At 60.6% G+C, this 24238-nt stretch carries 24 protein-coding genes; 20 read left to right on the forward strand and 4 right to left on the reverse strand.

Annotated features, from left to right (window positions below; all coding sequences use genetic code 11):
• Positions 1-33: 33 nt before the first annotated feature.
• The gene (locus ACN0X6_RS20150) at positions 34-1275 is read left to right on the forward strand and encodes a glutamine synthetase family protein (protein WP_417706830.1); all 1242 of its coding nucleotides are present in this window, start codon (positions 34-36) and stop codon (positions 1273-1275) included.
• Between the two features lie 39 nt (positions 1276-1314).
• Positions 1315-2634 carry an MFS transporter gene (locus ACN0X6_RS20155; protein ID WP_417706709.1) on the forward strand — a complete coding sequence of 440 codons (1320 nt, stop codon included), beginning with the start codon at positions 1315-1317 and terminating at the stop codon, positions 2632-2634.
• A gap of 12 nt (positions 2635-2646) precedes the next feature.
• Here ACN0X6_RS20155 and ACN0X6_RS20160 read toward each other — a convergent pair whose 3' ends face one another.
• The 4 genes from ACN0X6_RS20160 to flgA all read right to left on the reverse strand — a co-directional run bounded on the left by ACN0X6_RS20160 (position 2647) and on the right by flgA (position 5235).
• The gene (locus tag ACN0X6_RS20160; protein WP_417706711.1) at positions 2647-3396 is read right to left on the reverse strand and encodes a flagellar brake protein; all 750 of its coding nucleotides are present in this window, start codon (positions 3394-3396) and stop codon (positions 2647-2649) included.
• A gap of 91 nt (positions 3397-3487) precedes the next feature.
• Complete coding sequence (locus ACN0X6_RS20165) at positions 3488-3955, reverse strand: flagella synthesis protein FlgN (protein WP_417706717.1); 468 nt, start codon at positions 3953-3955, stop codon at positions 3488-3490.
• Positions 3956-4005: 50 nt separating this feature from the next.
• On the reverse strand, positions 4006-4341 hold the full coding sequence (gene flgM, locus ACN0X6_RS20170) for a flagellar biosynthesis anti-sigma factor FlgM (RefSeq protein ID WP_417706719.1): 336 nt from the start codon (positions 4339-4341) through the stop codon (positions 4006-4008).
• A gap of 135 nt (positions 4342-4476) precedes the next feature.
• Positions 4477-5235, reverse strand: coding sequence for a flagellar basal body P-ring formation chaperone FlgA (gene flgA, locus ACN0X6_RS20175; RefSeq protein WP_417706721.1), 759 nt, complete (start codon positions 5233-5235; stop codon positions 4477-4479).
• Between the two features lie 77 nt (positions 5236-5312).
• Between flgA and ACN0X6_RS20180 the strand changes: the two genes are divergently transcribed.
• From ACN0X6_RS20180 to ACN0X6_RS20265, 18 genes are all read left to right on the forward strand, one after another.
• Positions 5313-6245, forward strand: coding sequence for a chemotaxis protein CheV (locus ACN0X6_RS20180; protein WP_417706723.1), 933 nt, complete (start codon positions 5313-5315; stop codon positions 6243-6245).
• 43 nt (positions 6246-6288) lie between these two features.
• Positions 6289-7116, forward strand: a complete 828-nt coding sequence (cheR, locus tag ACN0X6_RS20185) for a protein-glutamate O-methyltransferase CheR (protein ID WP_160017586.1) — start codon at positions 6289-6291, stop codon at positions 7114-7116.
• Positions 7117-7436: 320 nt separating this feature from the next.
• Entirely contained in the window at positions 7437-7844 is a 408-nt protein-coding gene (gene flgB, locus ACN0X6_RS20190) for a flagellar basal body rod protein FlgB (RefSeq protein WP_417706725.1), read from the forward strand.
• 11 nt (positions 7845-7855) lie between these two features.
• A complete protein-coding gene (gene flgC / locus ACN0X6_RS20195; protein WP_196476422.1) occupies positions 7856-8299 on the forward strand; it encodes a flagellar basal body rod protein FlgC in 444 nt (147 codons plus the stop codon).
• Between the two features lie 22 nt (positions 8300-8321).
• Positions 8322-8987, forward strand: a complete 666-nt coding sequence (flgD, locus tag ACN0X6_RS20200; protein WP_417706727.1) for a flagellar hook assembly protein FlgD — start codon at positions 8322-8324, stop codon at positions 8985-8987.
• A 36-nt stretch (positions 8988-9023) separates the two neighbouring features.
• Positions 9024-10394, forward strand: coding sequence for a flagellar hook protein FlgE (flgE, locus tag ACN0X6_RS20205; protein WP_417706728.1), 1371 nt, complete (start codon positions 9024-9026; stop codon positions 10392-10394).
• A 212-nt stretch (positions 10395-10606) separates the two neighbouring features.
• Entirely contained in the window at positions 10607-11347 is a 741-nt protein-coding gene (locus ACN0X6_RS20210; protein ID WP_160017591.1) for a flagellar basal body rod protein FlgF, read from the forward strand.
• Between the two features lie 46 nt (positions 11348-11393).
• The gene (gene flgG, locus ACN0X6_RS20215; protein WP_160017592.1) at positions 11394-12179 is read left to right on the forward strand and encodes a flagellar basal-body rod protein FlgG; all 786 of its coding nucleotides are present in this window, start codon (positions 11394-11396) and stop codon (positions 12177-12179) included.
• A gap of 38 nt (positions 12180-12217) precedes the next feature.
• A complete protein-coding gene (gene flgH / locus ACN0X6_RS20220) occupies positions 12218-12940 on the forward strand; it encodes a flagellar basal body L-ring protein FlgH (RefSeq protein WP_417706729.1) in 723 nt (240 codons plus the stop codon).
• A 256-nt stretch (positions 12941-13196) separates the two neighbouring features.
• Positions 13197-14276, forward strand: coding sequence for a flagellar basal body P-ring protein FlgI (locus tag ACN0X6_RS20225; protein ID WP_196476435.1), 1080 nt, complete (start codon positions 13197-13199; stop codon positions 14274-14276).
• Between the two features lie 13 nt (positions 14277-14289).
• Positions 14290-15474, forward strand: coding sequence for a flagellar assembly peptidoglycan hydrolase FlgJ (flgJ, locus tag ACN0X6_RS20230; RefSeq protein WP_417706731.1), 1185 nt, complete (start codon positions 14290-14292; stop codon positions 15472-15474).
• Positions 15475-15483: 9 nt separating this feature from the next.
• Positions 15484-17529: a flagellar hook-associated protein FlgK gene (flgK, locus tag ACN0X6_RS20235; protein WP_417706733.1), complete on the forward strand. Its 2046-nt coding sequence runs from the start codon at positions 15484-15486 to the stop codon at positions 17527-17529.
• A gap of 68 nt (positions 17530-17597) precedes the next feature.
• On the forward strand, positions 17598-19286 hold the full coding sequence (locus ACN0X6_RS20240; RefSeq protein ID WP_417706735.1) for a flagellar hook-associated protein 3: 1689 nt from the start codon (positions 17598-17600) through the stop codon (positions 19284-19286).
• Positions 19287-19521: 235 nt separating this feature from the next.
• Entirely contained in the window at positions 19522-20295 is a 774-nt protein-coding gene (rfbF, locus tag ACN0X6_RS20245) for a glucose-1-phosphate cytidylyltransferase (protein ID WP_196476414.1), read from the forward strand.
• Positions 20286-21359, forward strand: coding sequence for a CDP-glucose 4,6-dehydratase (gene rfbG / locus ACN0X6_RS20250; protein WP_417706832.1), 1074 nt, complete (start codon positions 20286-20288; stop codon positions 21357-21359). Before rfbF ends, rfbG begins: the two co-directional genes overlap by 10 nt.
• Positions 21356-21916, forward strand: a complete 561-nt coding sequence (locus tag ACN0X6_RS20255) for a dTDP-4-dehydrorhamnose 3,5-epimerase family protein (RefSeq protein WP_417706737.1) — start codon at positions 21356-21358, stop codon at positions 21914-21916. The genes rfbG and ACN0X6_RS20255 overlap by 4 nt, the downstream gene beginning before the upstream one ends.
• The gene (locus ACN0X6_RS20260; protein WP_417706739.1) at positions 21913-23166 is read left to right on the forward strand and encodes a methyltransferase domain-containing protein; all 1254 of its coding nucleotides are present in this window, start codon (positions 21913-21915) and stop codon (positions 23164-23166) included. Before ACN0X6_RS20255 ends, ACN0X6_RS20260 begins: the two co-directional genes overlap by 4 nt.
• On the forward strand, positions 23163-24236 hold the full coding sequence (locus tag ACN0X6_RS20265; protein WP_196476410.1) for an FkbM family methyltransferase: 1074 nt from the start codon (positions 23163-23165) through the stop codon (positions 24234-24236). Before ACN0X6_RS20260 ends, ACN0X6_RS20265 begins: the two co-directional genes overlap by 4 nt.
• Positions 24237-24238: the final 2 nt, after the last annotated feature.

Genomic DNA, 24238 nt, shown 5'->3' on the forward strand with positions numbered 1-24238 from the left:
CCGGACCTCAACGGCGTTGCGCGCGGCAAGGTGATGACGGCCGAGGGTTTTCTCGAGGGACGGCGCCTGCAGCTCGCTCGCGGGGTGCTGTTGCAATGCATCATGGGCGGCTATCCGCCGGCACGTTTCTACGGTGGTGACGATGGCGACCTGGTGCTCAATGCCGAACCTCGCCAGATACACCGCCTGCCCTGGAGCGAGTCGCCGCGTGCACTGGCCATCTGCGACGCGGACGAACTGGACGGGCGCAGCTCCGGGCTGTCCACTCGCGGTCTGCTCAAGCGTGTGCTGGCGCGCTATGCCGAGCATGGCTGGCAGCCTGTGGTAGCCACCGAGCTGGAGTTCTTCGTGTTCGCCGCCAATCCCGATCCACAGCAGCCGTTCCAGCCGCCAGTGGGGCTGGATGGACGCCGCGAGGACGGCGGTTCGGCGTTCAGCGTCAGCTCCGGCAATGGTCTGCGGCCGTTCTTCGCCGAGGTCTATCGATGCATGGAGGCATTGGGGCTGCCGCGCGATACCTTCATGCACGAGATGGGCGTCAGCCAGTTCGAGATCAACCTGCTGCACGGTGACGCGCTGCAACTGGCCGATCAGACCTTCCTGTTCAAGCACTTGCTCAAGGAGGTCGGCCTCAGGCATGGCCTTTCCGTGGTCTGCATGGCCAAACCGCTGGCGCATACGCCGGGCAGCTCCATGCATATCCATCAGAGCGTGGTGGAGCAGGGTAGCGCTCGCAACATCTTCAGTGCGGAGAATGGCGAGGCGACAGCGGCTTTCTATCACTTCATCGGCGGTCAGCAGGCGGCGATGGCCGATTTCACCCTGCTGTTCGCACCGCACGTGAATTCCTATCAGCGTCTGTGCCATCCCTATGCGTCGCCGAACAACGCCTGCTGGTCGGCTGACAACCGTGCTGCGGGGCTGCGGATTCCGGCCAGTGCACCGGTGGCGCGGCGGGTGGAGAATCGCTTGCCGGGTGCCGATGCCAATCCTTATCTGGCCCTGGCTGCCAGCCTGGCAGCTGGGCTGCATGGTCTGGAGCGCGAGCTGCAACCCGGTGCGCCGATCCAGGGTGAGTTCGAGGTGCCGGAAGAATTGGCGCTACCCTGTACCATGCACGCCGCGATCGAGCGTCTGAAACGCAGCGAGCTGGCAATCGAACTGTTCGGTGCGGAATTCATCGAAGGTTACATCGCCAGCAAGACCCTGGAGCTGACCAGCTTCTACGATGAAATTACGCCCTGGGAGCGTCGTGTTCTCGCCGCACAGGCGTGACGCCATTCCCGGTTACCGTACAAGGAGCTTTACCCGCCAATGCGACTGATCTGGAAGTCATTCCGCTCGCTGTACTTTGCCACTCTGCTGATGTTGCTCGGCTCCGGTCTGCTCAGTACCTATCTGGCGTTGCGTCTGGCCGACACCGTGGATGGTCTGTGGGTCGGTGCGCTGATGGCGGCCAACTATTTCGGCCTGGTACTGGGTGGCAAGCTGGGGCATCGGCTGATCGGTCGGGTGGGGCACATCCGTGCCTACGTGGCCTGCGCCGGGGTCGTCACCGCAGCGGTGCTCGGCCATGGCCTGGTGGAGTGGCTGCCGCTCTGGCTGTTCCTGCGCATGCTGGTGGGCCTGGGCATGATGTGCCAGTACATGGTGATCGAGAGCTGGCTCAACGAGCAGGCTGAAGCCAGGCAGCGCGGCCTGGTGTTCAGTGGCTACATGGCGGCCTCCTATCTGGGGCTGATCCTTGGCCAGCTGGCTCTGGTCCTGCACCCGACGCTGGGGCTGGAGCTGCTGATGCTGGTCGCCCTGTGCTTTGCGCTGTGTCTGGTGCCGGTGGCACTGACCCGGCGCCTGCACCCGGCACCTTTGCATCCGGCGCCGCTGGAGCTGCGTTTCTTCCTCACTCGCGTGCCGCTGTCGCTGACCACCATCTCGGTAGCCGGTCTGCTGATCGGCTCGTTCTACGGTCTGGCACCGCTGTATGCCACGCGGATGGGCTTGTCGACCGAGCAGGTGGGCCTGTTCATGGGCAGTTGCATTCTCGCCGGCCTGCTGGTGCAGTGGCCGCTGGGCTGGCTATCCGATCGGCATGACCGTGTGCGCCTGATTCGCGGCTGCTCGGTCCTGCTGCTGCTGGCTGCCCTGCCGCTGGCTGCACTGCCGGAGGTCTTCCTCGGCTTGCTGTTCGGCGTCGGCTTTCTGGTCAGCCTGATGCAGTTCAGCCTCTACCCGCTGGCGGTGGCCCTGGCCAATGACCACGTCGAGCCTGAGCGCCGTGTGTCACTGACGGCCATGCTGCTGGTCACCTTCGGCGTGGGTGCCTGCATCGGTCCGCTGCTGGCCGGTGTGCTGATGCGTTTCTACGGCGCCAACATGCTCTATGTATTCGTCAGCGTCTGCGCGCTGATTCTGATCTGGCGCATTCGTCCTGAAGTGGTGACCCATCTGCATCAGGTCGACGATGCGCCGCTGCAGCATATGGCCATGCCGGGTAACGTCACCAGCTCACCGCTGGTCGCTGCGCTCGACCCGAGGGTCGATGAGCAGGCGGTGCAGGAGCAGATGCAGGAACCAGCCGCCGCTGCAGCAGCAGCGGCTGAGGAGGATCAGCAGAAAACCCAGGCGGGCCAGTAAGGGCTGTGGGCGTCAGAAGGGGCCGTCGCTCTCGGTGCGACGCGCCTCGCGCTGCAACTGATAGACGAAGCGCTCGACCTGACGTTGCTCCAGGCCGTTCAAACGATGAAAACGCGTGCCGATGAACGTCATGTCGACCTTGTCCTCGTATTGCACGTGACGTAACTCCACGGCGCAGGTCATGTTGCCGAAGGGCAGATAGGCAGTGAGTCGCTCGTGTACCTGGCCATTGCTCAGTTGCTGACTGAGGTTGCCGGCGAAACGCAGTTTGCAGCCGGTGGCCGAGATGTCCAGCAGATGACCTGACAGCGGTTCGCGCAGCTTGTCGCCGCTGAGTACGACCTTGACCAGATCGCTCTGTTTCAGTGGTGCACGGAAGGCGCTGCGGCGCTGGTGATAGATCACTTCGCTGGGCAGCGGTGCCCAGTAGCAGGGGGCTCCCTCGAGTTCGCCAAGCTGCACGTCGTGATCACAGGTCCAGGCTACTCGCACCCCGTCGCGAAATGCCTCGACGTTGAAGGTTTCGCCTTGCTTGAGAAAACGTTCGCCATCGGTAGGGATGATCTCGTCCAGCGCCAGACGCGCACGGTCTTTATCGATTTCGACGAGGTAGCTTTGAAAACGCTGGCCACGGTCCTTGAACTGGATAACCAGGGGATCATGGTTCTGTTGCAATTGACGCAGGGTGGCAATGATCTCGACGGATGTCTTGAGCAGCTTGGGCGGTTGAGGACCGCTCTCGTCGTTGAACGCGCTGGACACAGTTCGGAACTCTCCGAGTCATGGACTACAACGGCACTAGAATACTGGCAGAGTGCCTGCATGTCCCTGTGCTTTTTGTTGGGGGGATGGCTCAGGCCTGGCTGAGCGGCCTGTGCTGCGCGATTCTAGCGGCACTGCCGCGGCTGTCATAGAGGCCGGGAGTCTCTGCGCCACGCAAAATGCCGAGGATGCTGCCGACCGAGGCCTGGTTGGCGCGAATCAAACGGCCATTGCGCAGATTGGCTTCCTGGCAGCGCTGCAGGAGAGCGGACAACTCTTCACTGCGCGCCAGCAGTTGATCGCCTGCGGAGGACGTGCTCGCCAGGGCGGTGAGCCCCTCGCGATCAGCACTCAGGCCGGCGTTCTGCAGCAGACGGCTGCGTTCGTTGCCATGCTGCTGAAGCAGGGCAAGCAGCGGTTGTTTTTCGCTGAGCAGGCTGTCTAGGCGCGACAGGTCGCGTTCGGTAAGGGCCTGGAATTCGCTATCGATCAGCTCAAGCAATTGCTTTGCAGTGCCGATATCGTTGGTGAAGAGGTCAAGCAAGGCTGTGTCGTTCATCGCGGGCTCTTGGGGGTCGGGCGTCCAACACCCCCAGCGCAGCCCTGAGACTAGCGCTGGGATTCGAAGTCGAGCAGTTTCTGGGCGACGCGTTTGCTGTCGACCTGATAGCTGCCATCAGCGATGGCCTGTTTCAGCTGGGCCACACGCTCCTTGTTGACGATGGGCTGATCACGCAGCTTCTCGCCGATTGCTTGCAACTGCTGTGCCTCGCGGCTCAGTTGCACCGATTCGCCGCTCTTGGCGTTGGTTTGTTCATCGTTACCGATGGCAGGCGCCTGGTTCGGCTGTGCCGACTCATTGCGATTGCCAGCCTGAGTCGCACCGGTACGCCCCGCATTGGCGGGCGTATTGGCATTGTTCAGCCGGTTGAAGTCGATGACCATGATGCAGAACCTCGGACGATATGGTGGACGCTTGCCATGCTTCTCGGCTGCAGCCGGGAAAACTTTAGGATTAATTTCATCGCGTCGTTGAACAGTGTAGGGAATCGCCACGCTTTTGCGCTACAAGAAACATGCCTACATGGCTACTTCCACCTGACCAGGGCCGACCACGCGGGCGCGAACGACTCGCTGCGAGCGCAGGTTGCGTACATTGATCTGCTCACCTGGCGCACCGTCTGTCAGGGCTTCGCCGGGCATGCGCACGTTGACCGTGGTACCGCGAGCGCTGATCACCACCTGATCGCCCCGACGAATGACCTCGGCGACTTGCAGGTAGGTAGAAAGAAGAACCTGGCCGTTACCGAGCTGTCGTGTCAATTTCTTGCCGATCGCCTGGTTCAGCTCGGTGAGAAAGTTCTGCCCCAATTGCCCGACATCGCGTTCGACCAGGCTCAGATCCGCAGCCTTGACCACGCTCATGCGCTTGAGGGGGCGAGTCAGTACGACGATTGGGCGATACAAACGCACTTCAGCCGGCACGAATACGGTCCACGGGGCGCTGCCGTCGCAGCGCACCCGCGTGGTGACGCGGCCCAAGGGCTGTGCCGGGCTCTCCAGCGTGGTGCTCAGCGGCTGATCGCACAGCGGCAGACGTAGCCGCGGGTCGAGACGGTTGACGCGAATCTCATGGCGGCCCTGAATTTCGCTACGCTGTAGATATTCAGTGGTCGCCTGCTCAAGAAAGGCCTCGGTGGCGCCGATAAGTTGCTCAGTGCTGGTAAAGGTGGCAGCCGCCGTAGCGCTGTAGCCGAGTGTCGGCAAAGCGAGTAAAACGGGCAAAGGGGAAAGGCACTTTGCCAGTAGCTGACGGAATGATGACGTTCTCTGCTTCATAAGCAATGCAAAGCAAGCCCCGTGCCGCCTGCTAGGCTCAACGGGGTCGGCGTTACTAGACAAGAAGGAGTCCGGGCATGGCCGGGTTGATGGATTCGGTTAACCAGCGTACTCAGCTGGTGGGGCAGAACCGCTTGGAGTTGTTGCTGTTTCGCCTGGAAGGCCCGCAGCTTTACGGTATCAACGTATTCAAGGTGAAAGAGGTGCTGCAGTGCCCGAATCTCACCATCATGCCCAAGTCCAGTCCGGTGGTGCGGGGGGTGGCCAACATTCGTGGGGGCACCATTCCGATTCTCGACCTTTCCATCGCTACCGGCAGTGCCGCGCTGGAAGATCTGAAGACCAGCTTCGTGATCATCACCGAGTACAACACCAAGGTGCAGGGTTTTCTGGTGCGCTCGGTCGAACGTATCGTCAACATGAACTGGGAGGAGATCCATCCGCCACCCAAGGGCACCGGGCGCGATCACTACCTGACAGCGGTCACCCGGCTCGACAAGCAGTTGGTCGAGATCATCGATGTCGAGAAGATTCTTGCCGAAGTCGCGCCGACCTCGGAGGTGATCTCCGCTGGCGTGATCGATGATCAGGTGCAGAGTCAGGCGGTGACCAAGCATGTGCTGATCGTCGATGACTCCTCGGTGGCACGCAAACAGGTTTCGCGCTGTCTGCAGACCGTTGGCGTCGAGGTTACGGCTCTGAACGATGGTCGTGAGGCGCTCAATTACCTCAAGAAAATGGCGGACGAGGGGCATAATCCCGACAAGGAACTGCTGATGCTGATTTCCGACATCGAGATGCCCGAGATGGACGGATATACGCTGACCACGGAGATTCGCAGCGATCCGCGCATGCAGAAGCTGCATATCCTCCTGCATACTTCGCTTTCCGGTGTGTTCAACCAGGCGATGGTGAAGAAGGTCGGCGCTGACGACTTCCTCGCCAAGTTCAAGCCAGATGATCTGGCGGCGCGGGTGGTCGATCGCATTCGTGTATCGGATGGGGGCTGAAGGGTGACCTTCGGCGAACGTTATGGTTGCAGAGGCGGCACTAGTGTCTTCAGGTAATTTGGATTTCGAGCAGTTCCGGACTTTCCTGGAAAAGGCCTGCGGTATTCTGCTTGGCAGCAACAAGCAGTACCTGGTCTCCAGCCGTCTGAACAAGCTGATGGAACAGAACGGCATCAAGACTCTGGGCGAACTGGTGCAGCGCATGCAAAGCCAGCCGCGCGGAGGGCTGCGCGAGCAGGTCGTAGATGCCATGACCACCAACGAGACCCTGTGGTTTCGTGACACGTATCCCTTCGAGGTGCTCAAGAACCGCGTGCTGCCGGAGTTGATCAAGGCTTATCCGGCCCAGCGCCTGCGCATCTGGTCGGCGGCCTGCTCGTCCGGTCAGGAGCCTTACTCGCTGTCGATGTCCATCGATGAGTTCGAACGCACCAACCTCGGTCAGCTCAAGGCCGGTGTGCAGATCGTTGCCACCGACCTTTCGCCGTCGATGCTGGCCAATTGCAAATCCGGCGAGTACGACAGCCTTGCCATGGGGCGAGGCCTTGCACAGGAGCGTTTGCAGCGCTATTTCGATCCCAAGGGACCGGGGCGTTGGCAGGTCAAGGCTCCCATCAAGAGCCGTGTCGAGTTCCGCCCATTGAATTTGCTGGACAGCTACGCGGCATTGGGCAAATTCGACATCGTCTTCTGCCGCAACGTGCTGATCTACTTCTCGGCAGACGTGAAGAAGGACATCCTCACGCGCATCCACGCCACCTTGAAACCGGGCGGTTATCTGTTTCTCGGCGCCTCCGAGGCACTCAATGGCCTGCCGGACAAGTACCAGATGGTGCAGTGCAGTCCGGGGATCATCTACAAGGCCAAATAGGCGCAAGGCATGTTTGGTATCAGCAGCGGGAGGCCTTTGGCCTCCCGTTTGCGTTTCCGGGCTCTGAAAACCCTGGGCCCGGTCGGGTGCGCCGTGCGCACCAGTGGTTTGGTGTGATGGTGAAGAGGGGCGGCGGCAATCTGCCCGGTCAGCTTTGCCGCTTCCTTGCCTGGAGGCGGTAATGCTTTGCCGCTTTGCCGCATTCGACCAGTCGATTTCATCTCAAATCATTGATTTATAAGTAATTAAATATATGGCACAGCCTTTGCTGTATCTCTGGCAACAGTGATCAGACGGCCCTTGCGGCAAAGGTTCAGAGCATGAGCATCAACTTCGGCAGAGCACTCGGCATCCATGAGCAGGCACTCGGCTTTCGCGCCCAGCGTGCCGAGGTGCTGGCGAACAACATCGCCAACGCCGATACGCCGAATTACAAGGCCCGTGATCTGGACTTCGCCAGTGTGCTGGCCGAGCAGAACAGCCGCATGCAGCGTGGCGGCGTGTCCCTGAATCGCACCGACAGTCGCCACATCCCGGCCGATGGCGTGAAAAGTGGCGAGGCTGAGTTGCCTTATCGCACGCCGTTCCACGCGTCGCTGGATCAGAACACCGTCGACCTGCAGATCGAGCAATCGAACTACGCCGAAAACTCGGTGCAATTCCAGGCCAGCTTCACCTTTCTCAATAGCAAATTCAAAGGGCTGACCAATGCCCTGCGCGGCGAATAAGGAGCGCGACCATGTCCCTTGCCAGTGTCTTCAACATCGCCGGAACCGGCATGAGCGCCCAGAGCACTCGCCTGAACACCATTTCCAGCAACATCGCCAACGCCGAGACCGTTTCCTCGAGCCTGGATCAGACCTACCGCGCTCGCCACCCGGTGTTCGCCACCGTCTTTCAGCAGGCGCAAGACGGAGGCCGTGGCTCGCTGTTCGCCGAGCAGGATGAAGCCGGGCGCGGTGTGCAGGTGCTGGGCGTGATCGAGGATCAGGGCAGCCTGATGCCGCGCTATGAGCCTGATCATCCGATGGCCAACGCCGATGGTTACGTCTACTACCCGAACGTCAACGTGGTCGAGGAAATGGCCGACATGATTTCCGCCAGTCGTGCCTTCCAGACCAACGTTGAAATGATGAATACCGCCAAACAGATGCTGCAGCGCGTGCTGACCCTGGGTCAGTAAGACGAGACGAGGAAATCAGGGTATGAGCACCGTAAACGGCACGAGCTCGGTACTGGATCAGTACCAGCTCAAACAGGATGCACCGAAAAGCAATGACCTGGGCAAGAACGAGTTCCTCAACTTGCTGGTGGCGCAACTCAACAACCAGAACCCGCTGGAGCCTCAGGGTAACGGTGAGTTCATCGCCCAGTTGGCGCAATTCAGCCAGGTCGAAGGCATCGAGAAGCTCAACACCAGCATGGGCTCGATGCTCTCCAGCTTTCAGTCTTCGCAGGCGTTGCAGGCGTCTTCTCTGGTCGGCCGCAAAGTGATCGTGCCGAGCGAGAAGGCCGTGGTCGATACCAGTGAGAGCTTCAAGGCCAGCACGGTTCTGCCGGTGAGCAGCAGCAACGTCTACGTCAACATCTATGACAATTCCGGGGCGTTGGTTACCCGCGTCAATCTCGGCGAGCAGGAAGCCGGCAACGTCAGCTTCATCTGGGACGGCAAGGATTCCGATGGCAACGTGGCGCCGCCGGGCACGTACAAGTTCGAGGCGCAGGCCACCTACGGCAGTGAAACCAAGGGGCTGTACACCATGCTGCCGGCCAACGTCGACAGCGTCACCCTGGGCGGCAGCGAGCTGATGCTCAACCTCGCCGGCCTGGGCAGCGTTCCGCTTTCTCAAGTGCAGGTCATCGGCCAATAACTATTGCCGCCGGCAGTTCCGGCAAAGGAGTTTTCCATGTCGTTCAATATCGGTCTCAGCGGCCTGCGTGCCGCGACCAGCGACCTCAACGTCACCGGCAACAACATCGCCAACGCCGGTACGGCAGGTTTCAAGCAGTCGCGAGCCGAGTTCGCCGATGTCTATGCCGCTTCCGTTCTGGGTACCGGCAAGAATGCGCAGGGCAGTGGTGTACTGCTGGCAGACGTGTCGCAGCTGTTCAACCAGGGCAACGTCAACTACACGAACAACGCTCTGGATCTGGCCATCAATGGCAACGGCTTCTTCATGACCAGCAACAACGGTGAGATTGGCTATACCCGCGCCGGTTACTTCGGTACGGACCGCGATGGTTATATGGTCAACAACTTCGGTTACCGCCTGCAAGGTTATGCGGCTGATGACAGCGGCAATATCCTGCCGGTGCAGTCTGATCTGCGCATCAGTGCCGGTCAGCAGGAGCCCAGGGCGACCACCAGCGTTACCCAGCGCCTCAACCTGAACTCCAATGCCGTGCGGCCCGCTAACGCAGGAACCATGGCGGCACCGACCTTCGACCCGAGCGATTCGAAGTCCTTCAACTGGTCCACGTCGACCAATATCTACGATTCGCAGGGCAATGCTCACGTGATGAGCCAGTACTTCGTCAAGAACGAAGCGCCGGCCAACAACGGCTGGGTGATGCACGTGCTGATCGATGGGGTCAACCCGCGCGACCCATCCAGTGCCCAGCCATTCAGCTATGCGGTGAACTTCGATGCCGCCGGGCAGCTGTCGACACCTGCATTCACCCCGCTGGCCAGCACGCCGGCCAACCCGGCCCTTGATGCGCCGGCCATTCCGGGGGGGACGCCCAATGGCATCTTCGCTCTGGCGGATACCGATTGGGTGCCTGCCGAAGAGGATCCGGGTAATCCTGGAACTCTGGTGCCCAACGGTGCCGACAGTGAGGCTTTCACCTTCGACATGCGCGGCTCGACCCAGTACGCCGCCTCCTTCGGCGTCAACGCCGTCAGTCAGGACGGCTACACCACCGGCCAATTGGCTGGTATCGAGATCGATGACACCGGGGTGATCTTCGCCCGTTACACCAACGGCCAGTCCAAGGTGCAAGGGCAGGTGCTGTTGGCGAACTTCGCCAACGTCCAGGGGCTCACCCCTGTGGGCAAGACGGCCTGGGCGCAGTCGTTCGAGTCCGGTGAGCCGGTGATCGGCACGCCGCGCAGCAGTACCCTGGGTGCTCTGCAGGCGGGTGCGCTGGAAGACTCCAACGTCGAGCTGTCGGATCAGTTGGTCAATCTGATCGTGGCTCAGCGCAACTACCAGGCCAACGCCAAGACCATCGAAACCGAAAGCGCCATCACCCAGACCATCATCAACCTGCGTTGATGAGTCGGGGCTGAAGCAAAGCGGCAAGCCTGGCTTGCCGCTTTGCCGTTGCAGAGCCGGCAAAACCCCGCCGCCGGCATTTCCTTGTGATCTTGTCTTTCCTATAAAGTCCTTTCAAATCAGTATCTTGTGTTTGTTTTTCGAGACTGGCACGGCACTTGCTGTAGTCAATGCAAAGAGCCAAGGGCGTGTCGCCCACTCGGAGAATTACCATGGACAAGATGCTGTACGTCTCCATGACCGGAGCGCAGAACAACACACTGGCCCTGCGCGCCCACGCCAACAACCTGGCGAACGTTTCCACCTCGGGGTTTCGTCGCGATTTCGAGCAGGCGCGCTCCATGCCGCTGTTCGGTGAAACCCACCCGGCGCGTGTATTTGCCATGAGCGAACGTCCGGCTACGGATTTTCGCCCGGGCTCGCTGCAGGAAACCGGTCGTGACCTGGATGTCGCCATTGGTGGCAAAGGCTGGATCGCCGTGCAGACACCCGATGGCAGCGAGGCCTACGTACGTACTGCCAGCCTGAATATCGATGCTCTGGGCGTGCTGCGTACCGGCAATGGTTTGCCGGTCATGGGCAATGCCGGGCCGATTGCCGTGCCGCCAGAGCAGAAGGTGGAGATTGGCCAGGACGGCACCATCAGTATTCGTGCGCTTGGTGAAGATCCCAACGTATTGGCGGAGGTCGACCGCATCAAGCTGGTCAACCCTGATCCGAAAAGCATGGAGAAGGGCACCGATGGTCTGATCCGCGTCAAGGGCCGGCCCGAGGTAGAGGCCGATGCGACCGTTCAGGTGACATCGGGTTTCCTCGAGGCGAGCAACGTCAATGCCGTTGAAGAAATGACCGCGATCCTCTCCCTGTCCCGTCAGTTCGAGCTGTCGGTCAAGATGATGCGCACCGCCGAGGACAATTCGTCGGCCATGGCGCGGGTTTTGCAAATTAGCTAATTACCAGCACGCGGCGCCGTAAAACCGGCGTCCGAGGAGAATCGATATGCTTCCGGCACTGTGGGTCAGCAAGACCGGTTTGTCCGCTCAGGACATGAACCTGACCACCATTTCCAACAACCTGGCCAACGTCGCGACTACTGGTTTCAAGCGTGATCGCGCGGAATTCGAGGATCTGCTCTATCAGATCCGTCGTCAGCCGGGTGGCCAGTCCAGCCAGGACAGCGAGTTGCCCTCAGGTTTGCAGCTCGGCACCGGTGTGCGGGTGGTGGGTACGCAGAAGATCTTCACCGCCGGCAGTCTGCAAACCACCGAGCAGCCGATGGATATGGCGGTGAATGGTCGTGGTTTCTTCCAGATCCTGCAGCCCGACGGCACCGTTTCCTATACCCGTGATGGCAGCTTTCACCTGAACTCCGATGGACAGATCGTCACGTCCCAGGGGTTTGCCCTGGAGCCGGCGATCGTGCTGCCGAACGAAGTGCGCACCTTCACCGTCGGCGAGGACGGCACTGTCTCGGTGACCACCACCGGCAATCCGCAGCCGCAGATCATCGGCAATATCCAGCTGGCCGACTTCGTCAACCCGGCTGGCCTGGAGGCCATCGGTAACAACCTGTTCCTGGAGACCGGTTCCAGTGGCGCGCCGCAGGTGGGCAACCCCGGCCTCAACGGTCTGGGCACCACGCTGCAGAACACCCTGGAAAACTCCAACGTCAGCGTGGTGGAGGAGATGGTGAACATGATCACCACCCAGCGCGCCTACGAAATGAACTCCAAGGTGATTTCCACCGCCGATCAGATGCTGTCCTTCGTGACGCAGAACCTCTGATTTCTTGACACTGTTGTGAACGCCGCGAGGTAGTGGTTATGAACCGGCAAATTCTCTGTTTACCCCTGTTGGCTGGCCTGCTGCTGGGCAGCGGCTGCGTAGCGCCAACAGCCAAGCCGGATGATCCCTATTACGCGCCGGTGTTGCCGCGCACGCCGTTGCCGGCTGCGCAGAACAATGGCTCGATCTATCAGGCCGGCTTCGAAAATGGCCTGTATGACGACCGCAAGGCATTTCGCGTGGGTGACATCATTACCATCACCCTGAACGAGCGTACCCAGGCCAGCAAGAATGCCAACAGCAATATCCAGAAGGACAGCAGCGCCACGATGGGCGTGCCCAGCCTGTTCGGTATGACCGTTGCGCCGGACAACCCGCTGCGCAGCCTCAGTGCCCTGGGTATGACCAACAACAATCTGAGCCTGGATTCGAGCTGGAATTCCCAGCGTGACGCCACAGGCTCTGGTCAGGCAGGGCAGAGCAACAGCCTGTCCGGTTCGGTCACCGTGACCGTCGCTGAAGTGCTGCCCAACGGCATTCTGGCCGTACGTGGCGAGAAGTGGATGACGCTCAATACCGGCGACGAACTCATGCGTATCTCCGGCCTGGTGCGTGCCGACGACATCTCCACTGACAACACCGTGTCTTCCACGCGGGTTGCCGATGCGCGCATCACCTATTCCGGGACTGGCGCCTTCGCCGATGCCAGTCAGCCCGGCTGGATGAGTCGTTTCTTCATGAGCCCGCTGTGGCCGTTCTGATCTCGGGGTGCTGTAGATGAAAACCTGGCTGACTCATTCTCCGTCCCTGTTACTCGAGCACCTGTCCAATTGGTACGCGCGAGTGACGACCGGCGGCTCGGCGCGCAAGGCTTTCGCAGTGACTTCGGTTACCCGGCGAGGGGGGCGAGCTCATGGCAGTGAGTCGACACAAGCCGGGGCGTGCCGTCGACAGTTCGCGGTCGCTCATCGCGGCTATCGCCGCCGTGGTGCCAACGACTGGCTGCTGCTGGCAACCATGCTGGCGTGCCTGTTGTTGAGCTTGCCGACCCAGGCCGAGCGTTTGAAGGATCTGGCGTCGATCCAGGGCGTGCGCAGCAACCAGTTGATCGGCTACGGCCTGGTGGTCGGCCTCAATGGCAGCGGCGACCAGACCACGCAGACCCCCTTTACCGTGCAGACCTTCAACAACATGTTGGCGCAGTTCGGCATCAAGGTGCCGCCAGGCGGCAACGTGCAGCTGAAGAACGTCGCAGCCGTGTCGGTGCATGCCGACCTGCCGGCGTTCGCCAAGCCGGGACAGACCATTGATATCACCATTTCCTCCATCGGTAACGCCAAGAGTCTGCGCGGTGGCAGCCTGCTGATGACGCCGCTCAAGGGCATTGACGGTAACGTCTACGCCATCGCCCAGGGCAACCTGGTGGTCGGTGGTTTCGACGCCAGCGGCGCCGATGGCTCGCGCATCACCGTCAACGTGCCGTCTGCCGGTCGTATTCCCGGTGGGGCGACCGTCGAGCGTCCGGTGCCGAGTGGTTTCGATCAGGGCAATTACCTGACCTTGAACCTCAATCGCCCCGATTTCACCACGGCGAAGAACATCGTCGATCAGATCAACGACCTGCTTGGCCCTGGTGTCGCCCAGGCCATCGATGGCGGCTCGATTCGCGTCAGCGCACCGCTCGATCCGAACCAGCGCGTCGACTATCTGTCGATCCTCGAAAACCTGCAGGTCGAGGCAGGTAAAGCGGTGGCCAAGGTCATCATCAACTCGCGTACCGGCACCATCGTCATCGGTCAGGACGTCAAGGTACAGCCGGCGGCAGTCACACACGGCAGCCTGACCGTGACCATCACCGAAGACCCCATCGTCAGCCAGCCCGAGGCATTCTCCGGCGGCCAGACCGCAGTGGTGCCCAATTCTCGCGTGGACGCCGAGGAAGAGGCCAAACCGATGTTCAAGTTCGGCCCTGGTACCAGCCTGGACGAGATTGTCCGTGCAGTTAACCAGGTAGGCGCAGCGCCGTCCGACCTCATGGCCATCCTGGAGGCGCTCAAGCAAGCCGGCGCCCTTCAGGCTGACCTGATCGTGATTTAAAGAGGCACAACCTATGGACTCTCGACTTTCAGCCGGTCTGCTGGCAGGCGGTAAAAGCCCGATCGACAGCGGTGCCTACACCGACCTGAACCGCCTCAACCAGTTCAAGGTGGGCGGTGACACCGAGCAGAACATCCGCAAGGTTGCGCAGGAGTTCGAATCGCTGTTCCTTAACGAAATGCTCAAAGCCATGCGTTCGGCCAACGCCGTGTTCGGCGAGGGCAACTTCATGAACAGCAACGAGAGCAAGACCTATCAGGACATGCACGACCAGCAACTGGCGGTGACGCTCTCCAAGGAAGGGCGTGGCATCGGCCTGGCTGACGTGCTGGTGCGGCAGATGTCGAAGATCAAGCAGCCATCGAGCCGGCCAAATCCCTTCGCGCAGATCGAGCAACCGGTCGCGGCCGTGAGCGAGTCGAAGGCTGACCAGGTCGCCACTAGCGAAGGCTTTCGTGATGATGTGGCGATGCTCAATCGCCGTCGTCTCTCCGTGCCGGGCAAACTGGCAGATCGCCTGTTGGCCGGTATCGTGCCATCGGCTGCAGAAGGCGAGGGCAAGACCCTGGCCGGCAGTGACTGGATTCCGGCGCAGGCCAGCGCCGCGCCCAAGGATCGAGGCCTGAGCCTTGGCAATAGCGATGCATTGACGGGCCGTCGTATTGCTCAGCCGCCGCTGGCGCCGGGCAAGGCCGCATTCAGCTCACCCCAGGAATTCGTCGCCACCATGCTGCCGATGGCGGAGGCCGCTGCCGAGAAGATCGGTGTCGACCCGCGTTACCTGGTGGCCCAGGCTGCGCTGGAAACCGGTTGGGGCAAGTCGATCATCCGCACCCGTGATGGCGAAAGCAGCCACAACCTGTTCGGTATCAAGTCCCATGGCAGCTGGGAGGGCGAGTCGGCCCGCGTGCTGACCACGGAATACAAGGGTGGCAAGGCGGTCAAGGAGGCAGCCAGCTTCCGTGCCTATGACTCCTATGCGCAGAGCTTCGACGATTACGTCAGCTTTCTGCAGAACAACGGTCGCTACGAAAAAGCGCTGAACGTCACCGAGAACCCGGAGCGTTTCGTCAAGGAGCTGCAGCAGGCCGGTTACGCCACCGATCCTAATTATGCGCGCAAGATCTCGCAGATCGCTCGCAAGATGCAGACCTACCAAGCAATCGCCGCTGCCGATAGCGCCACCACAAGGACTTGAGGTTGAACCATGGCTGACCTATTGAACATAGGCCTCTCGGGGCTGGCGGCGAACAAGACTTCGCTGGCTGTTACCGGCCATAACATCGTGAACGTCAATACGCCTGGTTTCTCGCGGCAGGACACGATCCAGGCCACGCGCACGCCGCAGTTCAGTGGCGCCGGCTATATCGGTTCGGGTACGACCCTGACTGATGTTCGTCGCATCTACAACGAGTTCCTCACTACCCAGGTACGCAGCAGTACGGCGCTCAACAGTGATACCAAGGCCTACCTGAGTCAGATCAACCAGCTCGATTCCCTGCTCGCGGGTAGCACCACCGGTGTCACCCCAGCCCTGCAGAAACTGTTCTCTGCTCTGCAAACCGCAGCCGAAGACCCGGCCAACGTACCTGCACGGCAGTTGGCGCTGTCGGAGGCAGAGGGGCTGGCCAAGCGTTTCAATACCGTCTACGACCGTCTGAACGAGCAGAACGCATTCATCAACAAACAGCTGTCGGCGGTGACCGATCAGGTTAACCAGTTGGCGACCTCGATTGCCGGCTACAACGACGCGATTGCCATCGCAGCTTCCAACGGACAGGCGCCGAACGACCTGCTCGACGCCCGTGAGGAGGCCGTGCGCAAACTTTCCGAGTTCGTCGGTGTGACGGTTGTTCCTCAGGACGACAACACCTACAACCTGTTCATCGGCTCCGGCCAGCCCCTGGTGGTTGGCAAGGATGCGGCGCGTCTCGAAGTGGTGCCGGGGCAGTCCGACCCGCTGCGCAGCGAAATCCAGTTCGTCAGCGGCAACTCGCGGCAGAACGTCACCTCCCTGATCACCGGTGGCGAGATGGGCGGCCTGCTGCGCTATCGCGAAGACGTGCTCGACACCTCGCTGAACGCCGTGGGCCGTCTGGCCCTGTCGATCACCGACCAGATCAACCGGCAGCTGGGCCAGGGCCTGGACCTCAATGGTCAGTTCGGCAACGACCTGTTCCGCTCGATCAATGACCCGCAGTTGCTCGGCCAGCGCAGCCTGGCGCGCGTCGGCAACAGCGACCCGAACGCCAACCTCAATGTCACGATCACCGACACCACGCAACTGACCACCAGCGATTACGAAGTCCAGTTCACCAGCGCGACCGAGTACACGATTCGGCGCCTCTCCGATGGCACGCAGTTTCCGGCCAGTCCTGCGACCTTCGATATCACCACGGTGCCGGCACCCGAAGTGGATGGTTTCTCCCTTGGCGTGGCCAGTGGCACCTTCGCTGCCGGTGATCGTTTTCAGGTGATGCCGACCCGTAACGCCGGCCGTGACATCCGCGCGGACATGAAGAATGCCGAAGAACTCGCCTTCGCCGCGCCGCTGAAAGCGGAAACCAGCCCGGCCAACATCGGCACCGGCAAGATCACCCAGCCGGCCCTGCTCACCGAGATCGACATCTATGACCCGGTCGCACAGGCCGATCTGGAAACCAGCCTGCGCAATGCGCCGCCGCTGCGGATCGTGATGGGGGCCGCAGGGGGCGCGACACAGAGCTATGATGTCGTCGATATCAACGGCAACGTGATCGACACGGGTAGCATCGTTCCAGGGCAGGACAACGCACTGACCATCAGCGTGCCGGCCAACCCGCCAGATGTACCGGCTGCTTTCGACTATCAGGTGAGCATCAGCGGGCGACCCTCTGCTGGCGACAACTTCTCGGTGTCGTTCAACACCAATGGCGTGTCGGACAACCGTAATGCGTTGAACCTGGTCGATTTGCAGAAAAAAGCCGTGATCGGAGTCAACCCGGCTGCGCCTGACACCACGGGCTCGAGCTTTTCCGACTCCTATGGTGACCTGGTAGAGCGGGTCGGTACGCTGACCAGCCAGGCGCGTGTGGACGGCGAGGCGACCGGGGCGATCCTCAAGCAAGCCTCCGATAATCGCGACTCGGTTTCCGGGGTCAACTTGGATGAGGAAGCGGCCAAATTGATCCAGTTCGAGCAGTACTACCAGGCATCCGCGCAGATCATTCAAGTTGCGCGTAACCTGTTCGATACTCTGATCACTTCATTCTGATAATCGCTTTCCCGAGTTCGGGAAAGCGCGGCCTGTACTGATGACAGGCGTTGCAAGAGGCAAGCCCCATGGTCATGCGCATCTCATCCATTCAGGCGTTCAATAACGGCGTTTCCGGCCTGGGGCGCAACTATTCGAATCTGATTCGCACTCAGGAGCAGATCAGCAGTGGCAACCGCATCCTCACCCCGGCGGATGATCCGGTGGCCTCGGTGCGCCTGTTGCAACTCGAGCAGCAACAGGCAGTGCTCAAGCAGTACAGCGACAACCTGACTGCCGCGAACAACAGCCTGACCCAGGAAGAGACCACACTGAACTCGGTCAATACCGTGCTGCAGCGTGTGCGCGAGCTGGCGGTGCGGGCCGGTGGCGGTTCGCTGTCGGCGGAGGACCGCAACTCCATCGCCAAGGAACTCTCCGAGCGTGAGGCCGAGCTGCTCAACCTGATGAACAGCCGCAACGCCCGGGGGGAGTACCTGTTTGCGGGGAATCTGGGCAAGACCGAACCCTTCGTGCGCAACCCGGACGGCACCTATTCCTACTTCGGTGACGAAGGGCAGCGGACGCTGCAGGTCGCCAGTTCCACCAATGTGGCGATCAACGACAACGGCAAGCGCTTGTTCGAAGCCGTCACCAACGCCAACCGCGTCGCCAATGGCAATGGAGTCAATAACCCGGCGCTGCCGTCGCCGCCCTTGCCGGCAACCACCATTCCCGCCGTGCCCACCGATGAGCAGCGGGTATTCATTTCGCCGGGGCTGGTCGAGGACAACCGCGCGTTCAACTCCGATTTCCGCGGCGGCGAACCCTATTCGCTGGCCTTCGTCAGCGGTACTGAATTCCGCATCTACGACGCCAGCGGTGCCGATGTCACTTCCGAGATCCCCGGAGGCGGCAAGGTCGATCCGCTGGTCAATGGCGGCAACGTCATCAACTTCCGTGGCATGCGTTTTCAGCTCGACGTGGTGCTGAAAGAGGGCGACAACGCCCTGGATCTGGACAACCTGCTGGCCGATATCCAGCCGCCCGCGACTGCTGGCTCGCCAGGCATCGGCACCCACAGTTTCACCCTGCAGTCCGCGTCCACCGAGTTCGCCGTGACCCGTGCCTCCACCAATGGCTCTGCCGCCGTGGTGGCCGGGGGCAACATCGTCAACCAGGCTGTGTTCGATAGCCAGTTCCCGACCTCTGGCGTGGTACTGCGCTTTACCGATGACACCAACTATGAGGTGTATGCCCAGCCAGTGGGGCCTAACAGCCCGGTGCTCACTACTGGAACGGTTACCGCTCCGTATCCCGCGACCTTCAACGTCTATGGCGCCGAGTTCACCCTTTCCGGCCCTGCTGCTGTCGCGGGTGGCGACGAATTTGGCGTGAAGCCGCAGTTTCAGGAACAGCGCAGCATCCTCAACACCATCTCGCGCCTGCGCCAGGCACTGGAGTCATCGCCGACCTCGCCGGCGGGCAACCTGGGCGTGCGCGATGAAGTGGCCATCGCCCTGAAGAATCTCGACAACGGTATGGGCAACGTGCTGGAAGTACAGACCGAAATCGGCGCGCGTCTCAACCTGATCGAGACCACCGGTATCGACAATGAGGACGTGACGCTGGTGAACAAGTCGGTACAGGCCGAGCTGCGTGAACTCGATTACGCCGAGGCGTTGTCGCGCCTGTCGTTCCAGACCATCATTCTCGAGGCGGCGCAGCAGAGCTATGTGAAGATCTCGGGGTTGAATCTGTTCAACCAGTTGCGTTGAATTTGCTTCCTCTCTTTTCTTCCAGGGTCGCCATTCATGAGCGTGGTGCTTACGGGGGCGCTGCAGTGTGTCTCAGTCGCGGTAGTCACCGCTCGTGGTCCGGCACGCTAGCTCTTGTCGCTTGGATATATGACGCCCCCGATTGGACTGGCCCGGTTGTTGCTAAACCTGTATATCGGACAACAAAATGTCGACCAATTGACGAATTGATCGGGTTCCGCGCACGGGAGTAGCTATGAAGGCGGTCATTCTTGCCGGTGGGTTGGGCACACGCATCAGTGAAGAGTCACATCTCAGACCCAAGCCGATGATCGAAGTCGGCGGCAAGCCAATACTCTGGCATATCATGAAGCAGTATTCGGCTCACGGTATCCAGGACTTCGTGATCTGTCTGGGCTACAAGGGCTATGCGATCAAGGATTTCTTCGCCAACTACTTTCTGCATACCTCTGATGTCACCTTTGATATGCGCAACAACCAGATGGATGTGCATCAGAACTTCAGCGAGCCGTGGCGTGTGACACTGGTTGATACTGGCGAAGACACGATGACCGGCGGGCGTTTGCGCAGGGTCGAACGGTTCCTCAAGGAGGACGAAGCTTTCTGTTTCACTTATGGCGATGGCGTTTCCGACCTTGATATTGCTGCTCTGGTTTCCTTTCACAAAGAGCACGGCAAGCTGGCCACTGTCACTGCCGTACAGCCGCCTGGTCGTTATGGCGCTCTGGACCGGAAGGAGGGGCTGGTAACTGGTTTCGTCGAGAAGCCGCGGGGTGATGGTGGCTGGATCAACGGCGGTTTCTTCGTCTTGTCGCCCAAGGTACTGCCTTATATCGCTGCGGACGACACGGCTTGGGAAGCTGAACCGCTGAGCAGCCTTGCTGCCGAGGGCCAGCTCATGGCATTCGAACATAGGGGCTTCTGGCACCCTATGGATACCCTGCGCGACAAGAATTATCTGGAACAGCTGTGGCAGAGCGGAGAAGCACCTTGGAAGCAGTGGAGCTGAATCCAGAGTTTTGGCGCGGCAAGCGCGTCCTGATTACTGGCCATACCGGCTTCAAGGGCGGCTGGTTGGCGCTGTGGCTGCATCGCTGGGGCTCCCGGGTTACCGGCTTCGCCCTCGACCCTTCGACTGATCCAAGCCTGTTCGAACTGGCGCGAGTGAGTGAGGGCATTGATAGCCGCATCGGCGATCTGCGCGATCTGCCGAGCCTGTCGGCGGTGGTGGCCGAGGTGCGGCCGGAAATCGTCTTGCATCTAGCGGCGCAACCACTGGTGCGTGAGGGGTACGACGACCCGTTGGGCACATACTCCAGCAACGTGATGGGCACTCTGCACCTGCTGGAGGCCATTCGCCAGACGGGCGGGGTAAAAGCTTGCGTGGCGGTCACTACCGACAAAGTCTATGCCAACAAAGAATGGGCCTGGCCCTACCGCGAAAATGAGGCGCTTGGTGGCCACGATCCTTACAGCAGTAGCAAGGCGTGCTGCGAATTGCTGGCGCAGTCTTTTACAGCGTCATATTTTCCGGCCTCCCGGTATGCCGAGCACGGCTTCGCGCTGGCGACCGCGCGAGCTGGCAATGTGCTGGGTGGCGGTGATTTTTCTGCCGGCCGCTTGGTGCCGGACGTGCTGGCCGCCTGGACCCGCAGTGAGCCCGTGACCCTGCGTCATCCGCAGGCCGTGCGTCCCTGGCAGCATGCCCTGGAGCCGCTTGCCGGATATCTGCTGCTGGCACAAGGTCTTCATGAACAGGGTGCGTCCTTGTCCGGCCCCTGGAACTTCGGTCCCGCCGATAGTGACGCCTGTAACGTTGGCGATGTGGTGCAACGCCTGGCGGCGCGCTGGCCGCAGGCTCCCGGTGTCAGGGTCGAACTCGGCGAACTGCACGAGGCGGGGCTGTTGCGTCTGGACAGCAGTCGTGCGCGGCAGTTGCTCGGCTGGCAGTCGCGTTGGTCCCTGAACGATTGCCTGCAGCGGACTCTCGATTGGCATCTGGCCTGGCAACGTGGTGAAGACATGCGCGCGGTGACCCTGGCGCAGTTGGCCAACTATTGGGAGCAGGCATGAGCGAGCTGCAGTTGATCGAGCTGCCGTTGCCCGGCCTGTTTGCCCTGCAGCACCGCGAGCATCAGGACGAGCGCGGACGTTTCGCCCGCTTGTATTGCGAAGGGAGTCTGCAGGCGTTCGGTCAGCCCTTCCATGTGCGTCAGATCAATCGGTCTCTGACCCGCGAGCGCGGTACGGTGCGCGGCCTGCACTTCCAGTACCCACCACATGCCGAGTGCAAGCTGATCAGCTGTCTGCGTGGCCAGGTGTGGGACGTGGCGGTGGACGTTCGTCAGGGCTCGCCGACCTTCCTGCAATGGCATGCCGAGCGACTGGAGGCCGGTGATGGCCGCAGCCTTTTGCTGCCGCCGGGGTTCGCTCATGGTTTCCAGGCACTCACAGATGATGTCGAGCTACTTTATCTGCATAGTGCCGACTACGAACCTGGCCATGAAGGTGGGCTATCCGTCAGCGACCCGCGTCTGCGTGTGGAATGGCCGTTGCCGTTGAGAAACGTATCGGTCCGTGATGCCTCCCACCCCGTTCTGGATGAGCATTTTCAGGGAGTGCGCCTGTGAATTGCCGTGGTTGCGGTATGCCGGTACACCTGACGATGATCGATCTGGGGACGGCACCGCCTTCGAACGCTTACATCAGTGCTGCACAGCTCGATCAATCGGAGCAGTGGGTCCCTCTGCGAGTCCGGGTATGCGAATCCTGCTGGCTGGTGCAGGTTGAGGACTACCGTGCGGCCGATAGCCTATTCGATGCGGACTACGCCTACTTCAGCTCCTTTTCCAGCAGTTGGCTCGCCCACGCCGAACGCTATGTAGTCAGCATGATCGAGCGCTTCGGCCTGACTGCCGGGAGCAAGGTAGTGGAAGTGGCGGCGAACGACGGCTACCTGCTGCAGTATTTCGCCGGCCACGGGATTCCCTGCCTGGGTATAGAGCCCACGGCAAGTACAGCATGTGCCGCTCGCAAGAAAGGGCTCGAGATTCGCGAGCTTTTCTTCGGTCAGATGGTCGCAGGCCAACTGGCGGATGAGGGCTGGAGTGCCGACCTGATGGTGGCCAACAATGTGCTGGCTCATGTGCCCGATATAAACGACTTTCTCAGGGGGTTCGCTGCGCTGCTCAAGCCCAATGGCGTCGCTACTTTCGAGTTTCCCCATCTACTGCGATTGATGACCGAGCATCAGTTCGACACGCTCTATCACGAGCATTACTCCTACCTGTCACTGATAGCAGTGCAGGCGCTCTGTGCGCGTAACGGTCTGACTGTTTTCTGCGTCGAGGAGTTGTCGACCCACGGAGGCTCGCTGCGAGTGTTTGTGCAGCGTGCCAAGGGAGGACACCCGGTTGATCCTGCCGTCGATGCGATGCTGGCGCGAGAAGAACGATCTGGTTTGAGAACCGCCGATTACTACGCAACTCTTTCACCTGCTGCCGAGCGCATCAAGCATGAGCTGCTGCGCTTTCTGCTCCAGGCCAAGGCCGACGGCAAAAAAGTCGTAGGTTACGGGGCTGCGGCCAAGGGGAACACGCTGCTCAATTACGCGGGTGTACGCAGTGATCTACTGGCGTGGGTGGCTGATGCAAATCCGCACAAACAGGGCAAGTTTCTACCTGGCAGTCGCATACCCATCCTTGCTCCTGCGCAAATCGCCGAGCAGAAGCCGGATTATGTGCTGCTGTTACCCTGGAACCTGAGTGATGAACTGGCCACTGAATTGGCTTATGTCCAAAGTTGGGGTGGGCGTCTCCTGGTTGCCGTACCGGTTATTCGTTTTTTGCCAAGCGCTAGTGCCAGTGGGAGAACTCAATGAGCAATGAAAAATTCGAGATCGAGCAGGTTGCGCCAGCGCTGCGAGCCATTGGCAGCAACGATGCGGCGCGCGAGAAATTCCTGGTGCTGTGCAAGGCGATTGAAAAAGACATAACGGACTATCCGGGTAGCGTTCGTGATGACATCACGGGACCCCTCGTAGATGCCTTGCATGATGAAAGTCAGGTCGTGCGCAAGGTGCTGGCAGATGGTGCGGTCTTTGATTTTCTCTACCGAACCAAGATCGCTCGTGATTTTGTCCTCAGTTCGCCGGTCAACCCAGACCACGTCTGGGAGCCACAAACCACCAGACTGTTGGTTCATTTTGCTTCACGCTGCCAGGATGTACTGGTGGGCGGTGCTTATTTCGGGGATCAGGCTGTGCTCATGGCTCGAGCCATGCGCGACAGCGGCGGACACTGCCATGCTTTTGAGCCAAACAAGGCGCAACTAGAGATGCTGCGCCACAATGCTCGACTCAATGGCTTGCAGAACATTCATGCATGGGAGCTGGGCTTGTGGTCCGACAGCAGCGAGCAGCTGCGCCTGGTCGGTAACGATTCTTTTGCCCACGCCGAGCCTGCTGGCAGCGACAGTGAGGATAGCTTCGCCACCATTACCGTGGACGAATACTGCACTCGACAGAACATCAAGCGGCTCGGTCTGATCATGCTGGATATCGAAGGGGCGGAGAGCAGAGTGCTGGAGGGCGCGGTTGAGCAGCTTGCTCGTCCCGCCGGTGAAGCGCCTGACATCGTTTTCGAAGTACACAGGCACTATGTCGATTGGTCCGCCGGGCTCGAGAATGCGCCAATTTCACGCTTGCTTGCCGGACACGGATATCGCCTGTTTGCGGTGCGTGATTTCAACTCCAACGTGGATATGTCCGGAAGGCCGATTGAGCTGATTGCCGTCGACAAGGTTTATCTGGAGGGACCGCCGCACGGTTTCAACATGCTGGCTATCAAGGACCCCAGAACCCTCGAGGGGCTGGATGTCGCGTATTGCGAAGGGGTCAGCCCGAAGCTGTTATGGCACCGAGATCCGGCTTTGCACCATCCGCTGAATTGATG

Source organism: Pseudomonas sp., assembly GCF_048269965.1.
In the GTDB taxonomy this organism is placed as follows: Bacteria; Pseudomonadota; Gammaproteobacteria; order Pseudomonadales; family Pseudomonadaceae; genus Aquipseudomonas.

Coding starts and splice junctions, on each gene's coding strand:
- flgC (WP_196476422.1), top strand. CDS start 7,856: ATGTCCCTTGCCAGTGTCTTCAACATCGCCGGAACCGGCATGAGCGCC.
- ACN0X6_RS20225 (WP_196476435.1), top strand. CDS start 13,197: ATGCTGGCGTGCCTGTTGTTGAGCTTGCCGACCCAGGCCGAGCGTTTG.
- flgJ (WP_417706731.1), top strand. CDS start 14,290: ATGGACTCTCGACTTTCAGCCGGTCTGCTGGCAGGCGGTAAAAGCCCG.
- ACN0X6_RS20255 (WP_417706737.1), top strand. CDS start 21,356: ATGAGCGAGCTGCAGTTGATCGAGCTGCCGTTGCCCGGCCTGTTTGCC.
- flgB (WP_417706725.1), top strand. CDS start 7,437: ATGAGCATCAACTTCGGCAGAGCACTCGGCATCCATGAGCAGGCACTC.
- flgE (WP_417706728.1), top strand. CDS start 9,024: ATGTCGTTCAATATCGGTCTCAGCGGCCTGCGTGCCGCGACCAGCGAC.
- rfbF (WP_196476414.1), top strand. CDS start 19,522: ATGAAGGCGGTCATTCTTGCCGGTGGGTTGGGCACACGCATCAGTGAA.
- ACN0X6_RS20180 (WP_417706723.1), top strand. CDS start 5,313: ATGGCCGGGTTGATGGATTCGGTTAACCAGCGTACTCAGCTGGTGGGG.
- flgM (WP_417706719.1), bottom strand. CDS start 4,341: ATGGTCATCGACTTCAACCGGCTGAACAATGCCAATACGCCCGCCAAT.
- flgD (WP_417706727.1), top strand. CDS start 8,322: ATGAGCACCGTAAACGGCACGAGCTCGGTACTGGATCAGTACCAGCTC.
- ACN0X6_RS20240 (WP_417706735.1), top strand. CDS start 17,598: ATGGTCATGCGCATCTCATCCATTCAGGCGTTCAATAACGGCGTTTCC.
- flgH (WP_417706729.1), top strand. CDS start 12,218: ATGAACCGGCAAATTCTCTGTTTACCCCTGTTGGCTGGCCTGCTGCTG.
- ACN0X6_RS20155 (WP_417706709.1), top strand. CDS start 1,315: ATGCGACTGATCTGGAAGTCATTCCGCTCGCTGTACTTTGCCACTCTG.
- ACN0X6_RS20165 (WP_417706717.1), bottom strand. CDS start 3,955: ATGAACGACACAGCCTTGCTTGACCTCTTCACCAACGATATCGGCACT.
- ACN0X6_RS20210 (WP_160017591.1), top strand. CDS start 10,607: ATGGACAAGATGCTGTACGTCTCCATGACCGGAGCGCAGAACAACACA.
- flgA (WP_417706721.1), bottom strand. CDS start 5,235: ATGAAGCAGAGAACGTCATCATTCCGTCAGCTACTGGCAAAGTGCCTT.
- ACN0X6_RS20150 (WP_417706830.1), top strand. CDS start 34: ATGACGGCCGAGGGTTTTCTCGAGGGACGGCGCCTGCAGCTCGCTCGC.
- flgK (WP_417706733.1), top strand. CDS start 15,484: ATGGCTGACCTATTGAACATAGGCCTCTCGGGGCTGGCGGCGAACAAG.
- flgG (WP_160017592.1), top strand. CDS start 11,394: ATGCTTCCGGCACTGTGGGTCAGCAAGACCGGTTTGTCCGCTCAGGAC.
- ACN0X6_RS20265 (WP_196476410.1), top strand. CDS start 23,163: ATGAGCAATGAAAAATTCGAGATCGAGCAGGTTGCGCCAGCGCTGCGA.